Raw genomic sequence first — 26,579 nt, forward strand, 5'->3', positions numbered from 1 at the left:
CGGAGAGTACGGGCATGTTTGAATTTATGGATAGCGCAGCCAAAGGTGCTGCAATCAAAGTAATTGGTGTCGGCGGCGGCGGTGGCAATGCGGTCAAGCACATGCTGGCATCCGGTATCGAAGGTGTTGAATACATTTGTGCGAATACTGATTCCCAAGCATTAGCTGGGATTGGCGTCAAAAGTGTCCTGCAATTGGGTACTTCCTTGACCAAAGGTCTGGGTGCGGGCGCAAACCCTGAAATTGGGCGCGAAGCTGCCATCGAAGACCGTGAACGCATCAAAGAATTGGTGAGCGGTACGGATATGTTGTTCATCACTGCTGGTATGGGTGGTGGTACAGGGACAGGTGCTGCGCCAGTCATTGCTGAAATTGCACGTGACATGGGAATTTTGACCGTTGCGGTGGTGACCCGTCCCTTCTTGATGGAAGGTTCACGTCGCAAGAAGTCTGCGGATGCAGGTATTACCGAGTTGCACAAGCATGTTGACTCCCTGATTACCATTCCTAACCAGAAATTGCTGACTTCATTGGGTAAGAACGTCTCTTTGCTATCCGCTTTTGAAGCAGCGAATGATGTGTTACTGAAAGCGGTACAAGGTATTGCGGAACTCATCACTAATCCGGGGTTGATCAACGTTGACTTTGCTGACGTGCGTGCAGTCATGATGAACGGCGGTGTTACCATGATGGGGTCAGGTGAAGCACAAGGTGAAGACCGTGCTTCCAAAGCGGCGCAAATGGCAATTTCCAGCCCACTGTTGGAAGACATCCGTTTGGATGGCTCTCACGGTATTCTGGTTAGCATTAGTGGTGGTTTGGATATGACCATGCACGAGTTTGAAGAAGTGGGGTCTGTCGTGGGGCAGTTTGCCGCAGATGATGCCAATGTGATCATAGGTACAACATTGAATCCGGAGTTGGGCGACAAGATTCGTGTCACGATCGTTGCAACGGGGTTGGAAGAAGGCGGTTTGACAGCAGCACGCCCGGCCTTGTCAGTGGTTGGTCAACAACCTGCAAGAGGTGTAGACCGTCATGCTCAACAGCAGGCAGCGGTAAACGAGCAGCGCAATCGTGTGCGTGAGCTACCGCCTGTGGTACTAGCGCAGGATGTGCCTGGCGTCCGTGGTTCTTATGGTGCGGTTCGCGATACCCCAACATATATCCGTAATGGCAGCGAAAGTAGCTTAGACATTCCTGCTTTTCTGCGTAAGCAAGCTGATTAATAATTATACTGTTTCGTTGGACAGTCGACATGCCCGTCGATGCATTGGAGCAAATGCTCCAATGCCAATGGGGGTGTCAATGGTTTGTTATTTGAGAAGATAATGTTTACGTAAGTCGATTTTGGGCAATTTCGTGTATTTGAGGAAACTTGTTCAGACTCTAATAAGTCAAATCGACTAGAATTCGCGGATTCTAAAAAATAACACGCCAACAACGAAAGGGAGTATACCTTGTTAAGGCAACGGACATTGAAAGCAACGGTATCGACTATCGGTATCGGCTTACACTCTGGTAAAAAAGTCTCCATGACTTTACGCCCAGCATCTTCCAATACTGGCATTGTGTTTCGCCGGGTTGATATGAATCCGCCCGCGTTGATTGAGCTTCACCCTGAACGGGTGGGTGAGACCATGCTTTGCACCGCTTTGATTGCTGACGATGCAAAAGTCGCCACGGTCGAGCATTTGTTATCCGCATTGGCAGGTTTAGGAATAGATAATCTCTATGTGGATTTAGATGCCGCAGAAATTCCTATCATGGATGGCAGTGCGGCTCCTTTTCTATACCTACTGTTGTCTACGGGTATCGAAGAACTCAAAGCACCTAAGCGTTTTATCCGCATCAAAAAGCCGCTTGAAGCTAGCCGAAGTAATGCTTGGGCGAAATTACTACCGTATGCTGGTTTTAAAGCCAGCTTTGAAATTGAATTTGATCACCCTGCTGTTAGTTCTACCGCGCAAGCTTTGGAAATCGACTTTTCTCGGCAAGCTTATGCGAGTGAGATTGCCCGTGCCCGTACCTTTGGGTTTATGCGTGACGTAGAAATGCTGCGTTCCCGTAATCTGGGTTTAGGTGGTAGTCTGGAAAACGCCATTGTACTGGATGAGTTTCGTGTACTGAATCAGGATGGTCTGCGTTATCGCGATGAGTTTATCCGTCACAAAATCCTTGATGCGATTGGTGACTTGTATACATTAGGGCATGGCATCATTGGTTATTATCAGGGGCATAAATCAGGTCATGCTATCAATAACTTACTGGTACGTGAGTTACTTCAGCAGCAGGATGCTTGGGAAATGGTTACGCTGGACGAAAAACAAAGAGAACAAGCCATTTTTGCAGACAACTATGCCTTTGTCGGGATTTGAACTATCAAGGTCGTGAGTGGCTAGCTGTTTGTGCAAGTTGCTGGACGGCGGCTCGAAGTTCTTTATCATCAATACCTTGGGCGATGCTTTGCATGATAATGGCAGCATTGTTTGAGAGTCTAAAATTGCCTGTCTTTTGCTCAACACTTGCAAGATGTAAGCCGATCACCTTAATATCAATGCCGCGAATGTTAGTGTTTAAGCATTTGCTTAAATGTTTGCTGAGTAAGTGCTGCTGAAAGCGGGCTTGCGTAGCAAAATGAGGGTCGTCGGTTAGGAGTGTTATACGTTGGTTTTTTAACAAAGGCCAAAAGTGGTTTTCTACAGGAACAGAAAAGAAGCACGCAATTTCTGCCGTGAGTTGGTCAAGCTGATACAATTTCTCATCAAACCCCTTGCTAATCAGTTGATTAATTTTTTTCATCATGGTTGTGCTCCCCGAAATCCACAATCTTCTACTATAAACGCTATAGTCGCATTTTTTTAGCTAGTGAGGAATCCAAGAGATTTACTATCATGCAGGTAATCTGTCTTAGTGATGACGGCACACGCCGTAGATCGTTTATGTTACACCCCTGGAAACACCTGATTATCCCCGCAGGCATCGTTGCTTTGCTGGTGGTAGGGCTTTCCGTTAACCAAATGCTGGGTCTTTACCAACTCGATGCTACGCCGCCGAATGCTGAAGTGTCTGAAAATGATGCGAGCAAACTGTTATCTGCTCTGGAGCAGCAAATTTCTACGGTTGACCAGATTAAGAAAGCCTACGCTAACTATACTGTCGATGTGGATACATTATCGGTGCGTTTAGGTACATTGGAAGCAGAAATCGCACGTTTGAATGCTTTGGCAAAACGTGTTGCGAATAAAGCCAAACTTGATCCCCAGGAATTCTCGTTGGATACCAAACCTGCGCGAGGCGGTCTCGCTAGTGAAGAGCCTGAGGTTGTTATTCCCAAATTATCATCCAATGAATTTTTAGCCTCGTTTGAGCTGGTTGAAAATAATCTGGATCGCCAAAAAGGTATGTTGGCGACCTTAGACCAGATTCTTGAGGGTATTAATGTGCAAGCAGAAGTCTCTCCTAGTGGTAGGCCAGTACGCAGTGGTTACATCTCTTCTGAGTTTGGTTTCCGGCGTGACCCTTTTAATGGTCGTCAGAAAATGCACAAAGGCGTTGACTATGCGGGGCCACAAGGTACGGAAATTTATGCGGTAGGTGGTGGGGTGGTTTCTTTCGCTGGGAATCGCAATGATGGTTATGGCAATGTCGTCGAGGTTGATCATGGCGATGGCTTAATTAGCCGCTATGCTCATTTAAGTACCACGAAGGTTGCCGAAGGCGAAGTGGTGAAAAAGGGTGATAATGTTGCGTGGATGGGAAGCACGGGGCGTTCCACAGGTTCCCACCTGCATCTTGAAGTATTAAAGAATGGCGAACAGGTTAATCCGCGTGAATACCTTGGACACGAAGAATAATTCACCGTACAGCCAGTTAAACCGTATATAATGTAATACAAACCGTCCGGTGTAGCGATGTGTCCGCACAGCGTTGCACCGGACTTTCTGTTTGGAAAGGATACAAGAGAGTAAACGTATGCTGGGTTCTGTAGCCAAAAAGATTTTTGGCAGCCGCAATGACCGTCTGGTCAAGTCTTATTCCAAAGCCGTCAAGAAAATCAATGCGCTGGAAGAACAGTACAAAGCGCTGTCTGATGCCCAATTAGCGGCAAAAACCACCGAGTTCCGTAATCGTCTGCAACAGGATGAAACGCTCGCTAGCTTATTGCCTGAAGCATTTGCTGTTGTCCGCGAAGCCAGCCAACGGGTGTTGGGGATGCGCCATTATGACGTGCAGATGATCGGCGGTATGGTATTGAATGACGGCAAAATTGCTGAAATGAAAACCGGTGAAGGTAAAACCTTGGTGGCAACGTTAGCTGCTTACCTGAATGCTTTGCCGGGTAATGGGATGCATGTCATCACTGTCAATGATTACCTTGCACAGCGTGATGCCGTACAAATGTCGCGTTTGTACGGTTTCTTAGGGCTGACGACCGGGGTTATTATCAATGGTTTGAGTTCTGAGCAACGTCGTGAAGCCTATGCGGCTGATATTACTTACGGTACTAACAACGAATTTGGTTTTGACTATTTACGCGATAACATGGCCTTCCGTAAGGAAGACCGGGTGCAACGTGATCTGTATTACGCGATTGTGGATGAGGTCGACTCCATCCTGATTGATGAGGCGCGTACCCCGCTGATTATTTCCGGCCCTAGCCATGATGCGTCCCAACTGTATATGGCAATCGACCAACTCATCCCGATGTTGGAAAAGCAACAGGAAGAAAACGGTGATGGCGATTATTCTGTGGATGAAAAAGCCCGTCAGGTCTACATGACTGAAACAGGTCAAGAACGTGCGGAACAATTGCTATGGCAGGCAGGCGTGTTGCCGGAAGGTCAAGGTTTGTATGATACGGTGAGCATCAGTGTGTTGCATCACCTGAATGCTGCTTTGCGTGCTCATGCGCTGTTCCAGCGTAACGTCGATTACATTGTGCGCGATGGCAAAATCGTCATTGTCGATGAATTTACCGGTCGTACAATGCCGGGACGTCGCTGGTCGGAAGGGTTGCATCAAGCGATTGAGGCCAAAGAAAAAGTCGAGATTCAGGCTGAAAACCAAACACTGGCGTCGATTACGTTCCAGAATTATTTCCGTTTGTATGAAAAGCTCTCTGGTATGACGGGGACGGCTGACACGGAAGCGTTCGAGTTGCAACAGATCTATGGCTTGGAAGTTGTGGTTATTCCAACGCATCGTCCCATGCAGCGAATTGATTCCAACGATTTGATTTACCTGACGGCGGAAGAGAAATACGAAGCCATCATCAAGGAAATCGAAACCGAAGTCGCTAAAGGCAGACCGGTTTTGGTGGGTACAGCGTCGATTGAGACGTCGGAGTTAGTGTCCAACAAGCTGAAAGAATTGCGAATTCCGCATGAAGTCCTCAATGCTAAGCAGCATGAACGTGAAGCCCATATTATTGCTAATGCGGGTCGCCCCGGAGCGGTGACGATTGCCACGAACATGGCAGGTCGTGGTACAGATATTGTCCTCGGCGGTAGCATGGATGAAGAACTCAAACAGTTGGGTGAAAATCCCAATCCTGAAGCCGTTAGCAAAATCAAAGCCTTGTGGCAGAAGCGTCATGATGCGGTAGTGGCCTCCGGTGGTTTGCATATCCTTGGTACGGAACGCCACGAATCACGCCGTATTGACAACCAGTTGCGTGGTCGTGCCGGTCGTCAAGGTGACCCCGGTTCTTCACGCTTCTTCCTGTCGTTGGAAGATAACCTGATGCGTATTTTCGCCTCCGAGCGGGTGAAAAGCATGATGCAGCGTTTGGGGATGGAGAAAGGGCAGGCGATTGAAGCAGGTTTGGTATCCAAATCCATCGAAAATGCCCAGCGTAAGGTAGAAGCTCACAACTACGACATTCGTAAACATTTGTTGGAGTACGATGACGTTGCCAATGATCAGCGTAAGGTAGTGTATTCCCAACGCAATGATTTGCTGGAAGTGGATGATATTAAGGATACTATTGAGGCAATCCGTGAAGATGTCGTCGATGCAATGTTTGCGACACATATTCCACCCGGCAGTATTGACGAGCAATGGGATGTTGATGGCCTTTACAAGCAGCTTTACACCGATTTCGGGGTGGATTTGCCGCTCAAGCAATGGTTAGCCACCGAGAAAAACTTGCATGAAGAAAGTCTGCGTGACCGGGTTCAGGAGCAGGTTGCTGCCGTGCTTCAGCAGAAGGAAACCATGATTGGCGCACCCAATATGCGCCGTTTGGAACGTGATGTGATGCTGCATGTGCTGGATGGCGAATGGAAAGAGCATCTTGCAGCCATGGATTATTTGCGTCAAAGTGTGGGCTTGCGTGGTTATGCGCAGAAAAACCCTAAGCAGGAATACAAGCGTGAAGCGTTTGAAATGTTTGAGCAGTTGCTGGAACGTATCAAGCACGATGTGGTGGCTTTCCTCATGCGTATCCAGTTACAAGAGCCGCAGCAAGCAATGGCTGAGCTAGAAACGCATGAACCTCAGCCGATGGCCTTTTCTCACCCTGATGCAGGTAATGCTTTCGAGGATGAGGAGGTGGTGGATGCCGTAGTGGGTAGTAACACGAGTAATCCCTATGAGCGTGATGGCCTGAAAGTAGGGCGTAATGACCCTTGTCCGTGTGGTTCTGGTAAGAAATACAAAAATTGTCACGGTCAATTGGTTTGATTTTATCCCGGAGTAGGTAACATGGCAGTCAACTTACATGCACCTGATACTTTATTGCCCATTGCTGGTGTGCGTTTAGCATCGGTTAATGCCGGTATTCGCTACAAAAATCGTAACGATGTGTTATTGATTGAGTTGGAACCGGGTAGCCATACAGCGGCAGTGTTCACACGTAATGCGTTTTGTGCAGCACCTGTGCATGTTTGCCGCCATAACTTACAGCATTCTAATCCACGCTATTTGTTGATTAATGCGGGCAATGCGAATGCAGGTACGGGTGAGCTGGGTATGCAGGCTGCCCGTGAAAGTTGTGAGCAAGTGGCACAGCAGGGTGCATGTTGGGCGGAGCAAGTGTTGCCTTTCTCAACTGGTGTGATTGGTCAGCAATTGCCAGTGGATAAAATAACCACTGCTTTGCCAGAAGCCTTTGCTAAATTGGATGCAGGCGGTTGGATGGAAGCCTCGCGTACTATTATGACTACGGATACGGTAGCGAAAGCGCTAAGCCGCCAAGTGGAAATCTTTGGTGAAACCGTGACAATCACGGGGATTGCGAAAGGTGCGGGGATGATTCACCCCAATATGGCAACCATGTTGGCGTATGTTGCTACCGATGCCTTGGTTGAAAAAGACATTCTACAAAATCTGTTGAATGATGTAGTGGAAGAAACTTTCAACTGCATCACTGTTGATGGCGATACTTCAACTAATGATTCTTTGATTGTCATGGCAACTGGCAGTTCAGGTATTTATGTAGGCGGTGATGGTTTGCCTGCGTTCCGTCAAGCCCTATTGGAGGTTTGTCTGTATTTAGCCCAAGCGATTGTGCGTGATGGTGAAGGTGCAACCAAGTTCATCAGCATTGCTGTGCAAGGTGCTGCAACGCGTGCTGAAGCCCGTGTCGTTGGCAATACCGTGGCATTATCCCCGTTGGTGAAAACCGCATTATTTGCCAGTGACCCGAACTGGGGGCGTATTCTTGCCGCCGTAGGACGTAGTCATGTTGATGCGTTGGATGTAAGCCGTATTAGTATTTGGTTAGGTAAAACGCTGTTGATCGAAAACGGTGAGCCAGCCGTCACCTACCGTGAAGAATTGGGCGCAGCAGAAACCAAGCGCGATGAAATCGATATTCGTATCCATTTAGGGCGTGGCGAAGCCAGTGCGACGACGTGGACATGTGATTTTTCTTACGATTACGTCAAAATCAATGCCGAATACCGCAGTTGACTATTTGCATGTTGTCGCAGCGGTTATCCGTGATGCATCAGGCAATATCTTGTTGGCACAACGCCCTGCCAATAAACATCAGGGCGGTAAGTGGGAGTTTCCCGGTGGCAAAGTCGAATCCGGTGAAACGCCACAGCAAGCGCTAAGCCGTGAACTGCACGAAGAACTCGGCATTACCGTGGAGGATGCAGCGCCCTTGATCAAGGTTCGCTATGTTTATCCTGAACGTGCAGTATTACTGGATGTGTGGGAGGTAACGGCTTTCAGTGGCGAGGCGCATGGGCGAGAAGGGCAGCCTGTCGCATGGTTTCACGTTGATCAATTGTCAGCACTTGAATTTCCTCCCGCTAATGCACCGATTGTTAACGCGGCACGTTTGCCTGCTCATTGTCTGATTACGCCAGAGCCACAAGATTCCGCTAAGTTTTTGCAACAGTTAGTGCAACGTTTACAGGCTGGTGTGCGTCTGATTGTTTTTCGTGCGAAAACATTGGATGCAGCAGGCTACGTGGCCTTAGCTCATGAAGTGATTCGTTTGGGGCATTCGTTTGGTGCAACGATTATGCTGAACTCCCCCCCTGAGATGCTGGTGCAGGCAGATGGTTTACATCTGACGAGCCGTCAGCTCTTTACTGAGAGCGCAGCGAGTATCAGGGATACCTTATTGCCGGGGCAATGGTTATCAGCTTCTTGCCATAGCGTAGCGGAGTTGCAACAGGTAGCCATGCTTGGTGCGGACTTTGCTTTCCTCTCGCCCGTCTTACCAACGTTATCGCATCCGGGAGAAGAGCATTTAGGTTGGGAGGTATTCGCTGCTATGGTGGATCAGGTGAATATTCCTGTATACGCTCTTGGTGGTATGGATGCTCAACACGTGTCAACAGCGCGGCATTACGGAGGACAGGGTATTGCTGCCATCCGTCGTTTGTGGGATGTGTAGTCTAAGTGTTTCAAGCATTGAGGTCTGGAATTAACTGACTATTGATGCGTGAAATCATATCTTTTAACAATAGCTTGCGTTTTTTTAAACGTGAAATCCTGATTTGATCACTGTGAGGTTCTTGCAATAATGTTGCAAGAACCTCATCCAGTTCCCGGTGTTCTTGGGTGAGTTCCGCGAGTTTCCGGTGAAGTGCTTCCGTGTCTTGCTGCATAATGGTTCTACTTGGTCAAAATACGGCGTTTTTCCTTGTAACGGATAACGACTTGTTTGTCAGTTTTGGGTTTGTCGCTCTGTTGTGCGTAATCGGGTTTTTCCCAACTGCCAATTTCATAAGAACCCCCTTGATCACGGCGGGGTGCAGGGGTAGCAGTGTAGCCACCTTCGCGTTTACGTTGTGCGCCACCGTTTAAGCGACCATAAGGGCCTTTGCGTTGCTGGCGATCAGCAGCGTTGGCTGAGGCTGGTTCTTGAGCTGGTGTAGGGCGGTTGTCTCGGCGACTACTTTGTTGCTGGTTTGGGTTACGTCCGCTACCTTGAGCTTGATGTGAGGAGCGGTTTTGGTTTGATCCAGAGCGGCCTTGTTGTTGGCGTCCGCGTTCGCCTTGGTTACCATTAGTGCTGTTATGTTGGCGTTGCCCATTACTGTTGCTGCGATTGCTTCTGGGGGCTCGTACTGAGGGGGTAAAGCCTGATGTATGTTCCAGCGGGGCAAGACCAGGCAGGGTGCATTGTTCGATAGAGTCGCCGAGGAATGTTTCAATTAACTTCAGATTCTCACGTTCGCGAGGTAATACCACGGCAATAACCGCTTCTTCCCGTTCTGGGCTGAGACCTTGTAGCCGAGCCTCATAATCTTCGACTTTGTGAGGTAACTCAAAGTTGATGATGTGCTCCCCCCCTTGGAAGTGTGGGTGGAGGCCATCTTGGTCCGCGTAAATCAGAATGGGTGCTGAGACGCCATTGCGTTCTTCTGCGGGTAAATCGGAGGCGACTTCAGCAGTATGTCCATGATTTGCAAGACTTTCTGCTAAGGCTTTCGCTACTTTTGTGGTCATTGTAAAAATACAGGTGGGTTCACCTGAAAACTCATCCAATAAATGATCCATCAGCGCAATTTTGTGCGTGTAATCATCCGCTAAATGGACAACTTGTGGAATTTGTAACAGTGGGTTTCGGTCATCATCCACTTCAAGTTCTTCGGCTCCAGCCAGTACAGCACGAGCATAGCCAGCAATATCATTTTCTGGGCGTACAAATGCAATCACGGGGCAGGCGGTGGTACGTTCCGAGAGAATCTTGTTAACGAGACCATGCAAACCTTTGTGGTAAATGGCGCTGAGGTCGTCAATCACTAACATCTCTAACTTAGAAAAGTCTGCTTTGTTGTTATCAACCAGATCATTCAGACGACCAGGGGTGGCAATCATTAAGTCAAGTGGTCGGCGTAACAAGCGCATTTGCGGCTGATACGGGCGTCCACTAACGATGAAGCCTGAGCGAATCTGTGGCTCATCCCCCATCAAGCGTTTGATGGTGTAGTTAATCTGATTGACCCGATCCCGCCGTGAAGTAAGGATCAAAACACGGGTATGCCGTTGATCTTCAATTGGGTTGGTCAACACGTAGTTGATGGCCGGGATCAGGAATGCTCCCGTTTTACCGGAAGCTGATTGCGTCCAAACAATGACACTTTTATTTTGTGCCACAAGGGGAATCAACTGTTTTTGTAGTTCAGTCGGATTCTCGTAACCGGCAGCTTCAATTTTTGCTGCAAATTCTGGATGTAAGCCTAATTCTGAAAAAGACAAGATAGATACTCCCCGTCTGTGAATGTGGGTGAGAGTAATAAATAAGTAAATATTATCAAACTGGAGAGAAATATTAGCAATATAATGCTTTCAGCGACTGCCCGTACCTTTATTTGTAACGTTTGCATGGCCCGAACCGAATAATAAATTATTATATCTGTTGTTGGGAGTCAACAAATTATGCACGTTATTGTTGCGAATTTACATCACAATGTCTATCGCTTTCTCCAATCTGGCAATAGCGACCACTTTCATCCCCTCAATAGGGTGACGTGGCTTATTTCCTTTCGCTACGATGGCCTGTTTAAAACCGTGTTTAGCAGCCTCACGCAAACGCTCCTCACCGTTTGGAACCGGGCGAATCTCGCCAGCCAGCCCAACTTCTCCAAAAACCACCAGATCAGCAGGCAGAGGACGGTTGCGAAAACTTGAGAGAGCCGCCAACAACAATGATAAATCAGCAGCGGTTTCTGAAATCTTAACACCACCGACGACATTTATGAATACGTCTTGGTCAAACATTGAAATTCCGGCGTGGCGATGTAGCACGGCAAGTAGCATGGCAAGGCGGTTTTGTTCTAATCCTAAGGTGACACGGCGGGGTACAGCACCGTGACTTTGGTCAACCAATGCTTGTACTTCGACCATCAGCGGGCGCGTACCTTCGCGGGTTACCATGATGACACTACCGGATACGGGTTCTTCGTGGCGTGAAAGAAAAATGGCGGAAGGGTTGCTGACACCTTTCAAGCCTTGTTCGGTCATAGCGAATACGCCAAGTTCGTTGACTGCGCCAAAACGATTTTTGACGGCGCGAATAATGCGGTAGCGTCCACCGGGGTCGCCCTCAAAATACAGTACGGTATCAACCATGTGTTCGAGAACCCTGGGCCCGGCGAGTGTACCCTCCTTGGTGACGTGACCGACGAGAAACATGGCGGTATTCGTTTGTTTGGCAAAACGCACCAGTCTGGCGGCAGACTCACGAATTTGGCTGACCGAGCCGGGGGCTGCTTGCAAACTATCGGTGAATACGGTTTGAATGGAGTCGATGACCATCAGGTGTGGTTTTTCTTGTGATACTAGGCTTAGGATGCTTTCTACACAGGTTTCTGTGAGTAAGCGTAAGTGGTCGCTGGGTAGACCTAAGCGGCGGGCGCGTAGCCCCACTTGTTGCAATGATTCTTCGCCAGTGACGTATAGACTTTTTAGTTCAGGCAATGTCGCAAGCGTTTGCAGGAGGATCGTGGATTTACCAATACCGGGATCACCACCGATCAGGACAACTGAGCCTGTCATTAAACCGCCACCCAGTACGCGATCCAGTTCAGGTTGATGTGTAAGAATGCGTGGTGCTTCGCTTAAACTGACTTCGTTTAAGGAGCGAATGACTGCTTGTTCCCCTGCATATCCGCCTGCACGGTTGTTTTGTGTGTTTTTACTAGCAGGAAAACTTAGCATTTCTTCTAACGTGTTCCACGCGCCACAGTCGCTGCATTGTCCGCTCCATTTGTTGTGTAGGCCGCCGCAAGCTGTACAATGGTATTGAAGTTTGGCCTTACTCATCGTTGTCTGCTGTTTTACGTTGAATTTTAGGGTGAATGATCAAGGTTTTGACTGCATTGTTGCGAGTTTTGCGAATCTCCAGGGGGTAATCGTCGATTAGCATGGTCATACCCGGTACGGGAATAGATTCAAGGTATTCCAAAATAAGGCCGTTAATGGTGTTGGCTTCTTCTGAGGTGAAATTGCTACCCAACTCGCGGTTAATGTCGCGGATAGGGATGCTGCCATCCACCCAGTAACAGCCATCTTCCATGCGTCGAATTTCACGGGATTGACTACTTGGTACGGTTGAGAATTCACCGACAATTTCTTCCAGAATGTCCTCTAGGGCGACTAAGCCACGAATTTCACCATATTCGTCGACCACTAGTGCAATGCGACGGTTTTCTGTTTTGAAGTTCAGTAATTGCTGCGTCAGCTCTGTGCTTTCAGGGATGTAGTAGGCGGGGCGAATACTGGCTTCGAAGCGCTCCCTATCCAAATGCCCGTCACGGAATAGCGGCAAGAGTTTGCGCAAGTGTACGAAGCCGATGACATTATCAAGGCTTTCACGGTAAACCAACAAGCGCGTGAAATTGCTGTTAATAATCTGTTCCTCTAGTTCATTCCAATCCTCGTCCAGATCCAATCCGACCAGTTGGCTGCGGGGAATCATGATGTCTTCCACCGTAGTACTTTCCATATCCATGACCCGCAACAGCATATCAAGGTGTGTTTGGGGGATGTGAGTTCCGGCTGAACTGACTACTGTGCGTAACTCCTCATGGCTGAGCGCGACACGACTGGTTTCATCGCTGGTTGCCCCGAATAGTTTTAATAAGCTGTTAGTAATGAGATTCAGTAGAAAAATGAAAGGCCACATGATCTTCATCATGGCTGAGTAAATGCGCGACGCAATAAATGCAATTGGCTCTGGGTGCATCGCAGCAAGAGTTTTCGGGGTGATTTCACCGAAAATCAGTAGGAGGAAGGTCAAAATGCCGGTTGCAATGGCCAGCCCAGCATCACCAAATAAACGCAAGCCTAGCAAGGTCGCCAATTGGGTAATCAGAATGTTGACGAAGTTATTACCGAGCAAAATCAAGCTAATTAAGCGGTCAGGGCGATTCAACAGTTTTTGAGCTAAAACTGCTCCAGTATGCCCTTTTTCGGCTTGATGCTTGAGTTTATAACGATTAAGAGACATTAACGCTGTTTCAGAGCCAGAGAAGAAGGCAGACAGTAGAAACAGAATAAATAGAGCGAAGAACAGAATGCCTAATGGTATCTCATTAATATTCATGGTTATTTTACTAGGAACTCCAGCACGAATTTGCTACCAAAAAAAGCCAGCATTAAAATGAAAAAGCCACTGAGTGTCCAGCGAATAGCGATACGCCCCCGCCAGCCGTATTGCCAGTGCCCGATGAGTAGCGTGGTGAAGACTATCCAAGCCACAATGGACAAAATAGTTTTGTGAGCCAAGTGTTGTGCAAACAGGTTATCGACATACAAAGCACCGCTCAATAAACCAAATGACAGCAAAATGACGCCAAGCACTATCAGCTTGAACAATAGTGCTTCCATATCCAGCAGGGGAGGCAGAGTACGCACTAGGCCACCCGGTTGGTGATTGTGCAGGTGACGATTTTGCAGAGCAAGCAGTAGCGCCTGTAAAGCAGCTAAAGTCAAGATGCTATAAGCCAATAAGGAAGTAAAAATGTGCACACCTAAACCATTGTTCAAGTTAATCACTGCCGTTTGAGTGGGATTCAGTAATGGCAGCAACATCGCGCTTAAGGTAAAAGGTACCACTAAAATCCCTAACGTTTCCAAAGGGCGTTTTAGCATGGTGAAAAACAGCAGTAAATTGCACAGCCACATGACGATAGAACTGGCAGAGGCAAAGCTAATCGATACCCCATCTGCTTGACCAATGTGATGTAAGATGCTTCCGCCATGCAATAGTAACGCAATGATCCACAGCACAACCAATACACCGCGATGTTTAGGTGAGCGGGTTTGCAAGCGATCCCTCAAGCGTACCCCTATCAGTAGCCAAGTCGTCACCCATGCTAGAGTCGCGAACAGGTTAAGTATTATTGTCATTACTCAAATAGATTTCGTGTGTTAGGTCATCAATTTTCAGGGTTACGTTCCTGTTTCGGGAACGCATTCACTGTTGCTTTAATGCTATGATAGCAACTTGTGCCTGAATGGGACTAGCAAGAAGTCAAAATCATGTTCGAGAATTTAAGTGAACGTCTTTCGCAGACGGTAAAAAAACTACGCGGTCAGGCTCGTTTGACCGATGAGAATATTAAAGATGCACTGCGTGATGTGCGAATGGCACTGTTGGAGGCGGATGTGGCGCTGCCGGTGGTACGCGAATTCACCAATCGGGTGCGTGAACGGGCCATTGGGCAAGAGGTATTGGAAAGTCTTAGCCCCGGTCAAGCCTTGATTAAAGTGGTCAACGACGAGTTAGTTGATCTCATGGGCAAGGCGAATGAAAGCTTGTCTTTGAACGCTCAGCCCCCCGCCGTCATTTTGATGGCAGGTCTACAAGGTGCGGGTAAAACCACGACGGTTGGTAAATTAACGCGTTTCTTGAAAGAGCGTCAGAATAAGTCCGTGATGGTGGCGAGTTGCGATGTTTACCGTCCTGCTGCGATTAAACAGCTTGAAACCATCGCAGGGCAAACGGGCGGGGTTTTCTTTCCCAGTGAGGTAGCGCAAAAGCCAGTTGAGATTGCTAAAGCCGCAATAGCACAAGCGAAGCTTAAGTATATGGATGTGCTGATCATTGACACAGCAGGGCGCTTGCACGTTGATGCAGATATGATGGCAGAAATCCAAGCGATTCATGCGGCTGTGAACCCGATTGAAACTCTGTTCGTCGTGGATAGTATGACGGGGCAGGATGCCGCTAATACTGCCAAAGCATTTGGTGATGCCTTGCCGTTGACGGGGGTGGTGTTAACGAAGGCGGATGGAGATGCACGAGGTGGTGCGGCCTTATCGGTGCGGTACATCACGGGCAAACCAATTAAGTTCATCGGGATGGGCGAAAAGCTGGATGCTTTGGAGCCTTTCCATCCAGAACGTATGGCCTCGCGTATTTTGGGTATGGGCGATGTGCTAAGTTTGATCGAAGAAGCCCAGCGTCAGGTTGACCATAAGAAAGCGGCACAGTTAGCCAAAAAGCTTAACAAAGGCAAGTCCTTCGATTTTGAAGATTTGCGTGACCAAATGTTACAAATGCAAAAAATGGGTGGTATGGCTGGCTTGATGGATAAGTTGCCGGGTATGGGGAATTTGCCCGCTAATGTTAAAGATCAGGCCAATGATAAGGAGGTACGTCGTATGATCGCGATCATTAATTCGATGACGTTGGAAGAGCGGCGCAATCCGGATATCATCAAGGCATCCCGCAAACGTAGGATTGCGTCCGGTTGTGGGTTGCAAGTGCAAGATGTTAACCGCCTGCTTAAGCAGCACTTGCAGATGAGTAAAATGATGAAGCAGTTTTCAAAAGGTGGTTTACGCAAGTTGATGGGGGGTATGAAAGGAAAGTTACCGATGGGTGGTGGGGGATTTCCTCCTATGGGAGGCTTTCCAGGGTAGCTATATTAGGTTTTTTTGATATTTCTGACGACCATTAGGAAAATTTACGCTAAGATGGGTTTGCCTAGTGAATTGTCTGGTTGTATGATGCGCAGCATCCAGAAAATTCATGGCCTGGATTAAGACCTATGTTAGCATCAACTCTGGTGTTGCAAGGTTTCCCTTTCCAAATCAATTGTTTAGAGAGTTTTATATTATGAAAATCAAATCTCAAGTGGCTATCGCTGGTCTGTTGTTCGCTGGTTTGCTGACTACAGGTTGCCAACAAATGGGCCAACAAACTTCTCAGCAGGCAGCTCCTGAAGCACCTGCTGTTGTTGCACCTCCTGCACCTGTTGCTCCTGTGCGTCAAGCACCAGCTCCAGTAGTTCCTAAAGTTAAAGCTAAAGGCAACTACAAAGGTCCAGTCGCTATGGATCCTGCTTCTCAAGGTGCAATGCAACAGTACCAGAAGTAATCTGGTATTTAGCATAAAACGCTATTCCTTATTGTTAGGCTGGCGTCGAAAAAGCCTCTTGTCTTTTCAAGAGGCTTTTTTATTGGTAAATAACATAATAAGTACTTAGGCATAAGTTACTCGGAACTTTGCAATCGTAACCGATTGATTTGTAATGGGTGGTTTTTCCGAAAAACTTTTGCATAAGTACTTATCTTATTGTTTGATAAAATATTCTTTGTTTGAACCTTTCTGATGTTTGATGCAACCTACCAGAAGGGCTTAAAAATTAGCTCTAATGAATTAACACTTGTGGGAATTTAACAGTTCTGACAGTTTTTTGTGGTAATTCATGCTAAATTCATCCGTGTGTGTGGTAAAGAAACCCCTTGAGTTTTGCTGCACAGTGTGTGTTTTCCTTAAACAATGTAAAGAGACCAAGACGATGAAAATCAAATCTCAACTGACACTGGCAACGTTGATCGTTGCTGCTATGTTTGCGACTGGTTGCCAACAAATGAGCCAACAGACTGCACAGCAAGCAGCACCTGCTGCAACTGAAACGCCAGCAGCAACTGCTACTCCAGCCGCTGGTGAACACTGCCATGACGAAGCACCTTCTTGCGCTAATAAGTGCCATAGCCACCCTGGTGCTGTTCCGGGTCACAAGCATGTATATGGTTGTGTTGCGGGTCAAGGCCAGCGTCCAGTGGTTCCTAAGGTTAAAGCCAAAGGTAACTACAAAGGTGCGGTTTCCATGGATCAGTCGTCCAAAGCTGTCATGCAGCAATACCAGAAGTAAGGCATGACTGTAGCTGATGCATGACATCAGTGAGCGGTATGATATGAAACTGCCTGATTACAGTGTGATCAGGCAGTTTTTTATTGAAATTCTTGATAAGCCGAACTACCCTAGCAGTCTTTGGGAACTTATGGGCATATTTCCTATCCTAACTTTGCATGGGGAAGCCTGTTGGGCGTTTGTTTATTTAGTGTTCTTCTGATGAACCGTATCAAGTTGTAAATTTCATGAAAAAAGCGTTTATTCTGGCATGGTTGCTGGCAGTGATTTCATTTATGCCTTCGTTCGCGGTTGCCGCCGTCTGGCCTAGTGAAAATGTGTGGGATGATGTGTGGGAAGAGCGTTACCACCAATGGGTACGAACAGCTTGGAAAGATGATATTTTCATGGATCCTGCGAAACCGATTTATTATCGGTTTGAGAATGATTGCGCAGATGCAGTTTATGCTATGCGACTTATCTTTTCATTTGAACATCGCTTGCCTTTTGTTGTGGGCAATCGGGACAAAGCAGGGCGTACCATTAGTAATGACCTGTCCACATGGGATAATTTGCCACCCGATCAACGTGTGCGCCAATTCTTGGATTATGTTGCCGATATGACCAGCACGGTTTCATTACGTAATGATACTTACCCTATTGCTTTGCATGATATTAAACCCGGTGATATTTATGTTGCGCCCGGTGTGCACTCCTATCAAATTGTTGATGTGACTGATGCGGGAATTGCAGAGGTAATGGCTTCTACAACGCCTAAGCAAGCGCGTTATCTGCTAAGGACACCATCGTTTCCTTTTTATGTGCCGGAAGATAAAACATTGGGTGATGGCTATCGCCGTTTTAAGCAGCCACAAAACATCATGAAAGCCGCTAACCAGCAGCCTGGTTATAGCGAAGAACAGTTCCACTTAGCCGCAGAAGTTGCTTACGACTATGTGAAGTATACCGATATTATTTCTGGTAAATTAGCCAAGCGTCCTGAAACGGCTGATGAGAAAACGCAACGTTTGTTGTTGGCGTTGTGTATGTATGCCAATGACCGCGCAGTCTATGTTTACGATGCATTATGGTATTTGCAAAAGATCCGTGGTGAAGGACGTCGTTGCATGAATGCTAAAGAATACGATGACCATTCAACACCTGGTCGTGATAAGCGTTTAGTGTTGTTCTTTAATTCCATTCGTCATCATTTAGATCGTGTTGGTCGTTTTGACCCGCGTTCTCAGCCTGCACGCTGGGCAAAAGCGGTTTTTGCTAATGATCAACCGCCACCGCAAGAATTAAAAAGCCTCAATGATTTTTGCATGGTACAGATGACATTGGGAGAAGAGTATTACATGACACTGCGTGAATTGCGTCAAAATGTGGAAGCTGGAAGTTTGGTTTCTGATCCACATGCACCTTTGCCTTTCCGTTGGGGAGTAGTAAAAGAGCCTTACCGTGCAGATTGCCCTACTTATTAAGGTTAGGTGTTCTTTTATCGGGCTAAACTGGCGTTCTATTTGGGATTATTATTATAATAATTGATTATTTCGGTGAGTCTGTTTATTGGGGATATCAGGATCAGGAGTGGGGTAAATGAGTAGTGTTTTTGATATGCCGAGCTTGTCCAAATGGGGAGTATCCGTCATTTTGACGGGGGCACTGATGTTTGCTGGGCTGGCTGGCTGTTCAACACAGCAAGCAGCGGTTGATGTAAAGCGTTCAGCGCCAGCGCGAAGCAATGTGGCAACGCCTGAGCGTTTGTCGTATGCAGCATTGGATCGTTTGCGACACCGTGTGGTTTATGACGGTCGTTATATTCCAATTAGTTATCCTAATGGTGATGTGCCGTCGAATGTTGGGGTTTGCACGGATACGGTTATCCGTTCGTATCGCAAGCTGGGGATAGATCTGCAACGTTTGGTGCATGAGGATATGAGCCGTAATTTCCATGCGTATCCCAACCTTACAAAGTGGGGTTTGTCTCGCCCGGATCCCAATATTGATCATCGCCGGGTTCATAATCTGAAAGCTTTTTTCCAGCGCCACGGTGCAACCGTACCAGTGACCGGCAATGCGGCAGACTATCGTCCCGGTGATCTGGTTACGTGGAGTTTGGGGGGGGATCAGGAGCATATTGGAATTGTGGTCAACCGTAAGTCATCTGCTGACCCGCGACGTCATTTAGTCGTTCACAATATTGCTGAAGGTGAAAAAATTGAAGATGTACTGTTTGCTATGCCAATCACGGGGCATTACCGTTATTTTCCCGGTAATACAGGGTTGAAATACGTTTCTACACAGTAGAGTTCTTGACTTAAAAGTAGCCTTATACGGAAGCCTCCAGCTCTTGGGGGCTTTTTTGTGGGTAAGTGGTTAATGAATACTTCACTTTTTCTGAAATTAACGTAGAATTGCGCGTTTACTTCGGGCAGCCTCGGTTGCTTCGTATTAACTGAATTTTGTAAGGTCTTCAAATGGTCAATATTCGTCTGGCTAGAGGTGGTGCAAAAAAGCATCCATTTTACCACATTGTCGTTAGCGACAAGCGCAAGCCACGTGACAGTGGTTACATTGAACGTATCGGCTACTTCAACCCGGTTGCCCGTGGTCAAGAGGTTCGTCTGCACATTGAGCAAGATCGTGTGGCTTACTGGGTAGCATGTGGCGCACAACCTACTGAGCGTGTTGCCAAGCTTCTGAAAGAATCTACAGAAACTGTGGCGGCGTAAATCATTATGTCCCAACCGGACATTGTAACACTTGGCAAGATTTCTGCTGCGTTTGGCATTAAAGGTTGGGTCAAAGTATTTTCACACACACACCACTTGGATGGGATTCTAGGCTATAAACCTTGGTTCTTGAAAGTGGCTGATGAGTGGCAGCCTTGCAAATTGCTCAATGGGCAAATTCAGGGTAAAGGTATTGTTGCCCAACTTGATGGTGTTGTTGACCGTACCCAAGCTGAAAAGCTCATAGGTTGTGAGATTGGCGTACCGCGTAGCTGCTTACATCCGTTAGATGCAGGTGAATACTACTGGGCTGATTTAATTGGCATGGAAGTTGTCACTGTTAACGGTGTGTTATTAGGTGGGGTTGATCATCTGTTTGAAACAGGTGCTAATGATGTCTTGGTCGTGCAAGGTGAGCGGGAACGTTTACTTCCTTGGGTGCTGGATACATTCATTAAATCCGTTTCACTGGATGAAAAACGCATCGTGGTGGACTGGGATCCTGATTTTTAATGCCCATGCGGTTTGATGTTATCACCTTATTTCCTGAATTGGTTGAGGCGGTCATCAGCAGCGGCGTTACTGGTCGAGCGGCAGAGCGGGGAATTATTTCCCTGAAGCAGTGGAATCCACGTCATTATGCAACGGATGTTCATCGCACGGTAGATGATCGTCCTTACGGCGGTGGGCCGGGCATGGTGATGAAAGGTGATTGTCTGTTGCAAGCAATCCGTGATGCCCGCCAAGGCAATTCGGGTAAAGTGATTTATTTAAGTCCGCAAGGCGTAACACTCAACCAAAAATTGGTTAATGAATTAGCTACAGAACCAGGTTTGATTTTGCTTTGTGGTCGCTATGAAGGGATAGATGAGCGGGTCATTACCTTAGAAGTGGATATGGAATGCTCAATTGGTGACTATGTTCTCAGCGGTGGCGAGTTGGGTGCAATGGTACTGATCGATGCAGTGACCCGCTTATTGCCAGGCACATTGGGACATAATGAGTCAGCAGCTCAGGATTCCTTTTTTGATGGATTGTTGGACTGTCCACACTATACCCGACCTGAAGAACTGGAAGGGGTGGCGTTACCCGCAGTCCTTAAAAGTGGTAATCATGCCCTGATTGCCCGTTGGCGCAAAAAGCAGGCGCTAGGAAAAACATGGCGACGCAGGCCGGAATTGTTAGAATCACGACAGTTAACCGACAGTGAGCGTGTGTTGCTGAACGAGTATATAAACGAGTTTGACAAGCAGTGAAGAACTGCATTAGAGGATTATCATGAACACGATTATTCAACAACTTGAACAAGAGCAAATGACCAAGGTAATCCCGGATTTTAACCCCGGCGATACCGTTGTCGTTAATGTACGCGTAAAAGAAGGCGATAAAGAACGCCAGCAGGCTTATGAAGGTGTGGTGATTGCGAAGAAAAATCGTGGTCTAAATTCCGCATTTACTGTTCGCAAAATGTCTTATGGTGAAGGTGTTGAGCGTGTTTTTCAAACATATAGCAGCAGCATTGCCAGCATCGTCGTGAAGCGTAGAGGTGATGTTCGTCGCGCTAAATTGTACTACCTGCGCGGCCTTACTGGTAAGTCAGCACGTATCAAAGAAAAACTCTGAGTTGCTTTTGCACCTCGATGGTAAAGCCGACAGTACTCATGCAGTCTGTCGGCTTTGTTGTGTCTGTTGTATTTATCATTTGATTTGTCAATAGGGCGTTTCGTCGCTGAATACTGTACATCGCCACTGTCTGTGCCTACTATCGACATTGGATAATAGTTTATAAAATAAATACGCTATAGTAGGTGGGGGCTTTTGTGGCCAATTTCGTTGATTTTTTGTCTAATAGTGCCATTTTTGGCGCGTTACTTACCATTGGTGTGGTAGCAGTTTTGGTATGGTGGTGGTTATCTGCTCGCCGTCAGTTTGACCGACAATTGCGTTTGGCTCAGCAAAATATGTTGGTATCCTCCCTGTCTGACGTTCAGGAGTCGGCGGTGTTGGTTGATAGCAATGGCTTGGTTGATTTTGTTAATCCTGCGGCTGAAAAAATTCTGAATTACAAACTTCGTAGTGCACGAGGCAAGCACTACGGCGAATTATTTACTTTAATTGACCCTTTAACCCGTAACCCTGTCAGTTGGTTGGATATCGCTAAGCGCAATGACCGTCCCTTATTGCGCTATGCATTGTTGAATACAGCAGGGTTGAATGATGTGCAAGTGACTTACACGGTACAGCCTGTGTTATTTGAGGATGCAGATAAGCCTTGTTACTTGTTATTGGTACGAGATCAGACCGAATTACATGCAATGCAACTGCGTTTGGATCACGTTGAAATGCATGATCAGCAAACGTTGCTGTTAAATCGTAAGAGTTTTGAGTTACGCTTGAAAGTGGCGATTGATCAGGTGCGTCAACACGGTGTTAAACATTCGTTTTGTCTGATTTCGATGGATCAATTCAAACTGGTCAATGATGCGATGGGGCATAATGCCGGGGATGTGTTGATTGAACGCATTTCACGGATGTTGAAAGAGGAGATTGACGCTCGCCGAGATATTTTGGCGCGTTTAGGCGGTGATGAATTTGGGATTTTGTTTCAAGAAATTGAGCCATCGGTTGCCATTCGAGCGGCTGAGCAAATTCGCATAAAACTTGAACAATATGCCTTTGATTGGAACAAGATGCGCCAAAAAGTGACGGCGAGTATTGCATTTGTGCCACTTTATAAAGGTCTGAAAACGCCGAATCGTATCTTGGCGGAAGCGGATGCAGCGTGTAGGGTTGCCAAGGCTAAAGGTGGTAATCGCATCCATATTTACAAGCCAAATGATCAGGAAGTAACCAAGCATCGCGGTAATATGGTCTGGCTTGGTCGGTTGAAAAAAGCCATTGATGCCAGTAATTTTCGCTTGGTTGCACAGCCTATCCACCCCCTGAATCCGGGAGAATTCAAAAAACCATTTTGTCATTATGAAGTGTTGATACGCTTGTATGATGAAAGCAACCAACCGGTGTCACCGGATGAGTTTATTCCGGCTGCTGAATATTATTCGATGATGCCACGCTTGGATCGTTGGGTGGTGCGTAAACTGTTACAAACGTTACGTGAAATTACTCAGCAAGTGCCTCGCCCCATTTTTGCGGTGAATTTATCAGGGCAGAGTTTGGATGAGCAGGATTTCCTGAGATTTGTACTGGATGAAATTCAAGAAGCTGGGATTAGCCCCGCTATGTTGTGTTTTGAGATTACTGAGCGGGTCGCTATTCATAATCTTGAGTTAGCACAACATTTTATTCAAACCCTGAAGGGCTTGGGGTGCAGTTTCTCTCTCGATGATTTTGGTACAGGGGTCAGTTCCTTTGGTTATTTGAAGTCGTTGCCGGTAGATTATCTGAAAATTGATGGCAGTTTTATCAAGGATATTATTAACGATGACGTGGCACACGCGATGGTGCATTCGGTCAATCAAGTCGGGCATTTGATGGGGTTGAAAGTGATTGCGGAGTATGTCGAAAACGATCGGGTCATACAGATTCTGCGAGAGATTGGTGTAGACTACGGGCAAGGTTATGGCATTTCTAAACCGATTCCGATCGAAGAAGCTGTGCGCAATCACATGAGTTAAGGTTTATACACACGCATGAAAATTCATATTTTGGGTATCTGTGGCACGTTCATGGGCGGTATTGCCCTGTTGGCACGGGAACAGGGGCATGAAGTCACCGGTTCCGATACTAACATCTACCCGCCGATGAGCACGATGTTGGCGGAGCAGGGTGTGGCGATTATCCAGGGTTTCCAGCCACACGATTTACCTGCTGATGCGGATACTCTAGTTGTGGGCAATGTTATGCGCCGTGGTTTGGATATTGTTGAGCATATGTTGGATCACAACCTGCCGTACACGTCGGGTCCTCAGTGGTTAGGTGAACAAATTCTGCGGGAACGTTGGGTGTTGGCGGTGGCAGGCACTCACGGCAAAACCACGACCGCGAGTATGTTGGCGTGGATTTTGGAATATGCTGGTTTGAATCCGGGGTTTCTGATTGGTGGCGTGCCGCAAAATTTTGGCGTATCTGCACGTTTGGGCGATTCACCGTTTTTTGTGGTGGAAGCCGACGAATACGATACCGCTTTTTTTGATAAGCGTTCTAAGTTTGTGCATTACCACCCGCGTACTGTGATTCTGAATAATCTGGAATACGATCATGCTGATATTTTTCCCGATGTGCAGGCGATTAAAACCCAGTTTCATCATTTGATGCGTACTGTGCCGGGTAGTGGTTTGGCGGTGGTAAATGGGCAAGATGCTAACCTGAAAGATACCTTGGCAATGGGGTGCTGGACACCGGTAGAAACCTTTGCCGATGGTGATTGGCAAGCGGAGTATTTACAAGCGGATGGCAGTGAGTTTCGTGTCCTCTACCACGGTGTGGAACAGGGTATGGTGCATTGGACGTTATTGGGCGAACACAATGTTAACAATGCGTTAGCGGCGATTGCAGCGGCGCGTCATGCCGGTGTTCCGGCAGAACATGCGATTGCGGGCTTGGCGGAGTTCCAAGGGGTGAAACGGCGGATGCAAGTGCGGGGTACGGTGCGTGATGTCACCGTATACGATGACTTTGCGCATCACCCGACGGCGATTACCACCACACTGGCAGGTTTGCGGGCAAAAGTGGGTAAGGCACGCATTATTGCGTTGCTGGAGCCCCGCTCTAATACCATGAGATTGGGGATACACAAAGTGCAATTGGCTAAATCCTTGCAAGCTGCCGATGCGGTGTTTCTCTATCAGCCTCAAGGTTTAGGGTGGGATCTGGCGGATGTTGTGGCAGACATCGGTGCAAAAGCGCAGTTATTTCAGGACATTGATACGCTGGCAGCTATTGTGGCGGATAGTACGCAAGCGGGAGACCATGTTCTGGTTATGAGTAATGGCGGTTTCGGTGGGATTCATGACAAGCTGTTAGCACGATTGGCGAATTGAGATGGTCGGTACTTGAAAACCATTACTTTGATTATGACCGGTGCATCCGGTGCGCAATACGGTCTGCGATTGTTGGAATTTCTGTTGCAACACGATTATCGGGTGTTTCTGCTCTTGTCGCGCCCTGCACAAGTGGTAGTCAATATGGAAACAGAACACCGTTTACCGGGGCGTGCAGGCGACATTCAAACCTATTTCACGCATTTGTATGGCGCACAGCCGGGTCAATTGCAAGTGTTTGAGCGTGAACAATGGGCTGCACCGATTGCCAGTGGCAGTGGGGTGGCAGATGCAACGGTGGTTTGCCCCTGCACCACGGGTACACTGTCTGCGATTGCTTGCGGAAGTAGCCGTAATTTGATCGAACGCGCCGCTGATGTGTGTTTGAAAGAACGTAAAAAACTGATTTTGGTGGTGCGCGAAACCCCCTTTTCTGAGATTCATCTGGAAAACATGCTGAAACTGGCGCGGATGGGGGTTATTATCATGCCCGCCAATCCGGGCTTTTACCAACGCCCGACCTCCGTGCAAGAACTGGTTGATTTCATGGTGGCGCGGGTACTGGATCATTTAGGCATTCCTCATCAGTTATTGCCCCGCTGGGGCGAAACGCCGTTGGAATAGTCCACTTTTTACTTTTATACACAGGAGCTATGCCATGGCAACCATGGAAATGACCGCACAAGATTTTGAAGAGACTATCACTACCAATGACATCGTGATCATTGACTTTTGGGCGCCTTGGTGCGGGCCGTGCCGTTCGTTTGCACCCATTTTTGAAAAGGTTTCTGACAACCACACTGACATCGTGTTTGCTAAGGTGAATACAGAGGAAGAGCAAGAGTTGGCAGGGCATTTCCAGATTCGTTCCATCCCGACGTTGATGATTTTTCGTGAACAGGTGATCTTGTTTGCTGAGGCGGGTATGTTGAGCGAGCCGCAGTTGGAACAAGTGATTGCGAAGGTTCGTGAGCTGGATATGGCTAAGGTTCATGCCGATATTGCGGCACAGCAGCAATAATCATGCTGGTGTAGAGACGCAAAATGTTGCGTCTCTACCAGAATCTGTCGCTTAGGTTGTATGCTAAAAACCCCATAGCGCGAAAAAGCTGACAAAGCCGATAGCCAAAATACTGTAAAATTCAATGGCACGTCCCCTGCCTACTGGCATCAAAGCGGAGCGCATCCCTGTTTTCGTTTCTACGAACCGTGCATTATCGAGATCGTCCAACAATAAATGCAGCAAATAACTGGTGCTGGAAGCTAAAAAGGCGGGTAATGCTGCCGCTGCGCCAACGGTTAAATAAGCAACCCATGCTACACCTAACGATAAGCACACTGCTGCGATGACTGAATGGGTATGCCCACCACGCTTCATGATTTGGCTTAACACTTCCCAAAAGTGTGAAACCATGAATAAAGCAATCGGTATGGCAATTAATAAATCGGCTGGTCGGTAGAAAAACTGGATGCTAGGCACAATGACGGCAGCGACTTGGCTAAGGCGTTGCACGACTCGGAAACTGCTGGAGTGAATATCATCAATATCTGCCAACAAGCCACCAACATAGCCGCTCAGAGCAGTGACACCGATGATTTCCCAGCCTAATTCTGGTGCGATAATGGAAGACACTGCGGCAGATCCTACGCCAGTCGCGACTGCTGCCAGATGGTATGTACTGCATTCTGCCATGGTACTTGCCCCTAATGAATCGTGTTATTACTTTATTGCCCGTTGTTTCATGCCTCTGCCCACAGGCTGAAACTTCTTCTATTTAGAAAGATTT

General features: G+C 47.4%; 26 protein-coding genes. 19 read left to right on the forward strand and 7 right to left on the reverse strand.

Annotated elements, in window-relative coordinates; genetic code table 11:
- Window positions 1–14: 14 nt before the first annotated feature.
- Complete coding sequence (ftsZ, locus tag QJT81_06780; GenBank protein WGZ95685.1) at window positions 15–1,229, forward strand: cell division protein FtsZ; 1,215 nt, start codon at window positions 15–17, stop codon at window positions 1,227–1,229.
- 231 nt (window positions 1,230–1,460) lie between these two features.
- Window positions 1,461–2,378, forward strand: a complete 918-nt coding sequence (gene lpxC / locus QJT81_06785; GenBank protein ID WGZ95686.1) for a UDP-3-O-acyl-N-acetylglucosamine deacetylase — start codon at window positions 1,461–1,463, stop codon at window positions 2,376–2,378.
- A 4-nt stretch (window positions 2,379–2,382) separates the two neighbouring features.
- On the opposite strand, the gene QJT81_06790 is transcribed toward lpxC, so the two are convergent.
- The gene (locus tag QJT81_06790; GenBank protein ID WGZ95687.1) at window positions 2,383–2,805 is read right to left on the reverse strand and encodes a hypothetical protein; all 423 of its coding nucleotides are present in this window, start codon (window positions 2,803–2,805) and stop codon (window positions 2,383–2,385) included.
- Between the two features lie 137 nt (window positions 2,806–2,942).
- Between QJT81_06790 and QJT81_06795 the strand changes: the two genes are divergently transcribed.
- From QJT81_06795 to QJT81_06810, 4 genes are all read left to right on the forward strand, one after another.
- Window positions 2,943–3,857 (forward strand): peptidoglycan DD-metalloendopeptidase family protein, encoded by a 915-nt coding sequence (locus tag QJT81_06795; GenBank protein WGZ95688.1) that lies wholly within the window; start codon window positions 2,943–2,945, stop codon window positions 3,855–3,857.
- Window positions 3,858–3,975: 118 nt separating this feature from the next.
- Window positions 3,976–6,687, forward strand: coding sequence for a preprotein translocase subunit SecA (secA, locus tag QJT81_06800; GenBank protein ID WGZ95689.1), 2,712 nt, complete (start codon window positions 3,976–3,978; stop codon window positions 6,685–6,687).
- Between the two features lie 21 nt (window positions 6,688–6,708).
- On the forward strand, window positions 6,709–7,917 hold the full coding sequence (argJ, locus tag QJT81_06805) for a bifunctional glutamate N-acetyltransferase/amino-acid acetyltransferase ArgJ (GenBank protein WGZ95690.1): 1,209 nt from the start codon (window positions 6,709–6,711) through the stop codon (window positions 7,915–7,917).
- Window positions 7,898–8,857: a Nudix family hydrolase gene (locus tag QJT81_06810; GenBank protein WGZ95691.1), complete on the forward strand. Its 960-nt coding sequence runs from the start codon at window positions 7,898–7,900 to the stop codon at window positions 8,855–8,857. The genes argJ and QJT81_06810 overlap by 20 nt, the downstream gene beginning before the upstream one ends.
- A gap of 10 nt (window positions 8,858–8,867) precedes the next feature.
- On the opposite strand, the gene QJT81_06815 is transcribed toward QJT81_06810, so the two are convergent.
- The 5 genes from QJT81_06815 to ccsA all read right to left on the reverse strand — a co-directional run bounded on the left by QJT81_06815 (window position 8,868) and on the right by ccsA (window position 14,322).
- Entirely contained in the window at window positions 8,868–9,071 is a 204-nt protein-coding gene (locus QJT81_06815; GenBank protein ID WGZ95692.1) for a DUF465 domain-containing protein, read from the reverse strand.
- Window positions 9,072–9,078: 7 nt separating this feature from the next.
- Window positions 9,079–10,668 carry a DEAD/DEAH box helicase gene (locus QJT81_06820; protein WGZ95693.1) on the reverse strand — a complete coding sequence of 530 codons (1,590 nt, stop codon included), beginning with the start codon at window positions 10,666–10,668 and terminating at the stop codon, window positions 9,079–9,081.
- A 201-nt stretch (window positions 10,669–10,869) separates the two neighbouring features.
- A complete protein-coding gene (gene radA / locus QJT81_06825; protein WGZ95694.1) occupies window positions 10,870–12,234 on the reverse strand; it encodes a DNA repair protein RadA in 1,365 nt (454 codons plus the stop codon).
- A complete protein-coding gene (locus QJT81_06830; GenBank protein ID WGZ95695.1) occupies window positions 12,227–13,516 on the reverse strand; it encodes an HlyC/CorC family transporter in 1,290 nt (429 codons plus the stop codon). The genes radA and QJT81_06830 overlap by 8 nt, the downstream gene beginning before the upstream one ends.
- A gap of 2 nt (window positions 13,517–13,518) precedes the next feature.
- Window positions 13,519–14,322, reverse strand: coding sequence for a cytochrome c biogenesis protein CcsA (gene ccsA / locus QJT81_06835; GenBank protein ID WGZ95696.1), 804 nt, complete (start codon window positions 14,320–14,322; stop codon window positions 13,519–13,521).
- Between the two features lie 132 nt (window positions 14,323–14,454).
- Here ccsA and ffh point away from each other — a divergent pair, with 132 nt between their 5' ends.
- The 13 genes from ffh to trxA all read left to right on the forward strand — a co-directional run bounded on the left by ffh (window position 14,455) and on the right by trxA (window position 25,813).
- On the forward strand, window positions 14,455–15,840 hold the full coding sequence (gene ffh / locus QJT81_06840; protein WGZ95697.1) for a signal recognition particle protein: 1,386 nt from the start codon (window positions 14,455–14,457) through the stop codon (window positions 15,838–15,840).
- A gap of 109 nt (window positions 15,841–15,949) precedes the next feature.
- Window positions 15,950–16,297 carry a hypothetical protein gene (locus tag QJT81_06845; GenBank protein WGZ95698.1) on the forward strand — a complete coding sequence of 116 codons (348 nt, stop codon included), beginning with the start codon at window positions 15,950–15,952 and terminating at the stop codon, window positions 16,295–16,297.
- A 424-nt stretch (window positions 16,298–16,721) separates the two neighbouring features.
- Window positions 16,722–17,078: a hypothetical protein gene (locus QJT81_06850; GenBank protein ID WGZ95699.1), complete on the forward strand. Its 357-nt coding sequence runs from the start codon at window positions 16,722–16,724 to the stop codon at window positions 17,076–17,078.
- 227 nt (window positions 17,079–17,305) lie between these two features.
- Entirely contained in the window at window positions 17,306–18,541 is a 1,236-nt protein-coding gene (locus tag QJT81_06855) for a hypothetical protein (protein ID WGZ95700.1), read from the forward strand.
- Between the two features lie 115 nt (window positions 18,542–18,656).
- The gene (locus QJT81_06860; protein ID WGZ95701.1) at window positions 18,657–19,367 is read left to right on the forward strand and encodes a DUF1287 domain-containing protein; all 711 of its coding nucleotides are present in this window, start codon (window positions 18,657–18,659) and stop codon (window positions 19,365–19,367) included.
- 170 nt (window positions 19,368–19,537) lie between these two features.
- Entirely contained in the window at window positions 19,538–19,792 is a 255-nt protein-coding gene (gene rpsP / locus QJT81_06865; protein ID WGZ95702.1) for a 30S ribosomal protein S16, read from the forward strand.
- A gap of 6 nt (window positions 19,793–19,798) precedes the next feature.
- A complete protein-coding gene (gene rimM, locus QJT81_06870; GenBank protein WGZ95703.1) occupies window positions 19,799–20,305 on the forward strand; it encodes a ribosome maturation factor RimM in 507 nt (168 codons plus the stop codon).
- A gap of 5 nt (window positions 20,306–20,310) precedes the next feature.
- Entirely contained in the window at window positions 20,311–21,048 is a 738-nt protein-coding gene (trmD, locus tag QJT81_06875) for a tRNA (guanosine(37)-N1)-methyltransferase TrmD (protein WGZ95704.1), read from the forward strand.
- A 22-nt stretch (window positions 21,049–21,070) separates the two neighbouring features.
- Window positions 21,071–21,415 carry a 50S ribosomal protein L19 gene (gene rplS / locus QJT81_06880; GenBank protein WGZ95705.1) on the forward strand — a complete coding sequence of 115 codons (345 nt, stop codon included), beginning with the start codon at window positions 21,071–21,073 and terminating at the stop codon, window positions 21,413–21,415.
- Window positions 21,416–21,612: 197 nt separating this feature from the next.
- Window positions 21,613–23,427 carry an EAL domain-containing protein gene (locus tag QJT81_06885; protein ID WGZ95706.1) on the forward strand — a complete coding sequence of 605 codons (1,815 nt, stop codon included), beginning with the start codon at window positions 21,613–21,615 and terminating at the stop codon, window positions 23,425–23,427.
- 15 nt (window positions 23,428–23,442) lie between these two features.
- Window positions 23,443–24,792 carry a UDP-N-acetylmuramate:L-alanyl-gamma-D-glutamyl-meso-diaminopimelate ligase gene (mpl, locus tag QJT81_06890; GenBank protein ID WGZ95707.1) on the forward strand — a complete coding sequence of 450 codons (1,350 nt, stop codon included), beginning with the start codon at window positions 23,443–23,445 and terminating at the stop codon, window positions 24,790–24,792.
- A 12-nt stretch (window positions 24,793–24,804) separates the two neighbouring features.
- Window positions 24,805–25,416: a flavin prenyltransferase UbiX gene (locus QJT81_06895; GenBank protein WGZ95708.1), complete on the forward strand. Its 612-nt coding sequence runs from the start codon at window positions 24,805–24,807 to the stop codon at window positions 25,414–25,416.
- 34 nt (window positions 25,417–25,450) lie between these two features.
- A complete protein-coding gene (gene trxA / locus QJT81_06900) occupies window positions 25,451–25,813 on the forward strand; it encodes a thioredoxin (protein WGZ95709.1) in 363 nt (120 codons plus the stop codon).
- Between the two features lie 63 nt (window positions 25,814–25,876).
- Here trxA and QJT81_06905 read toward each other — a convergent pair whose 3' ends face one another.
- A complete protein-coding gene (locus QJT81_06905) occupies window positions 25,877–26,485 on the reverse strand; it encodes a metal-dependent hydrolase (GenBank protein ID WGZ95710.1) in 609 nt (202 codons plus the stop codon).
- Window positions 26,486–26,579: the final 94 nt, after the last annotated feature.

Source organism: Candidatus Thiothrix putei, from assembly GCA_029972225.1.
Lineage (GTDB): Bacteria > Pseudomonadota > Gammaproteobacteria > Thiotrichales > Thiotrichaceae > Thiothrix > Thiothrix putei.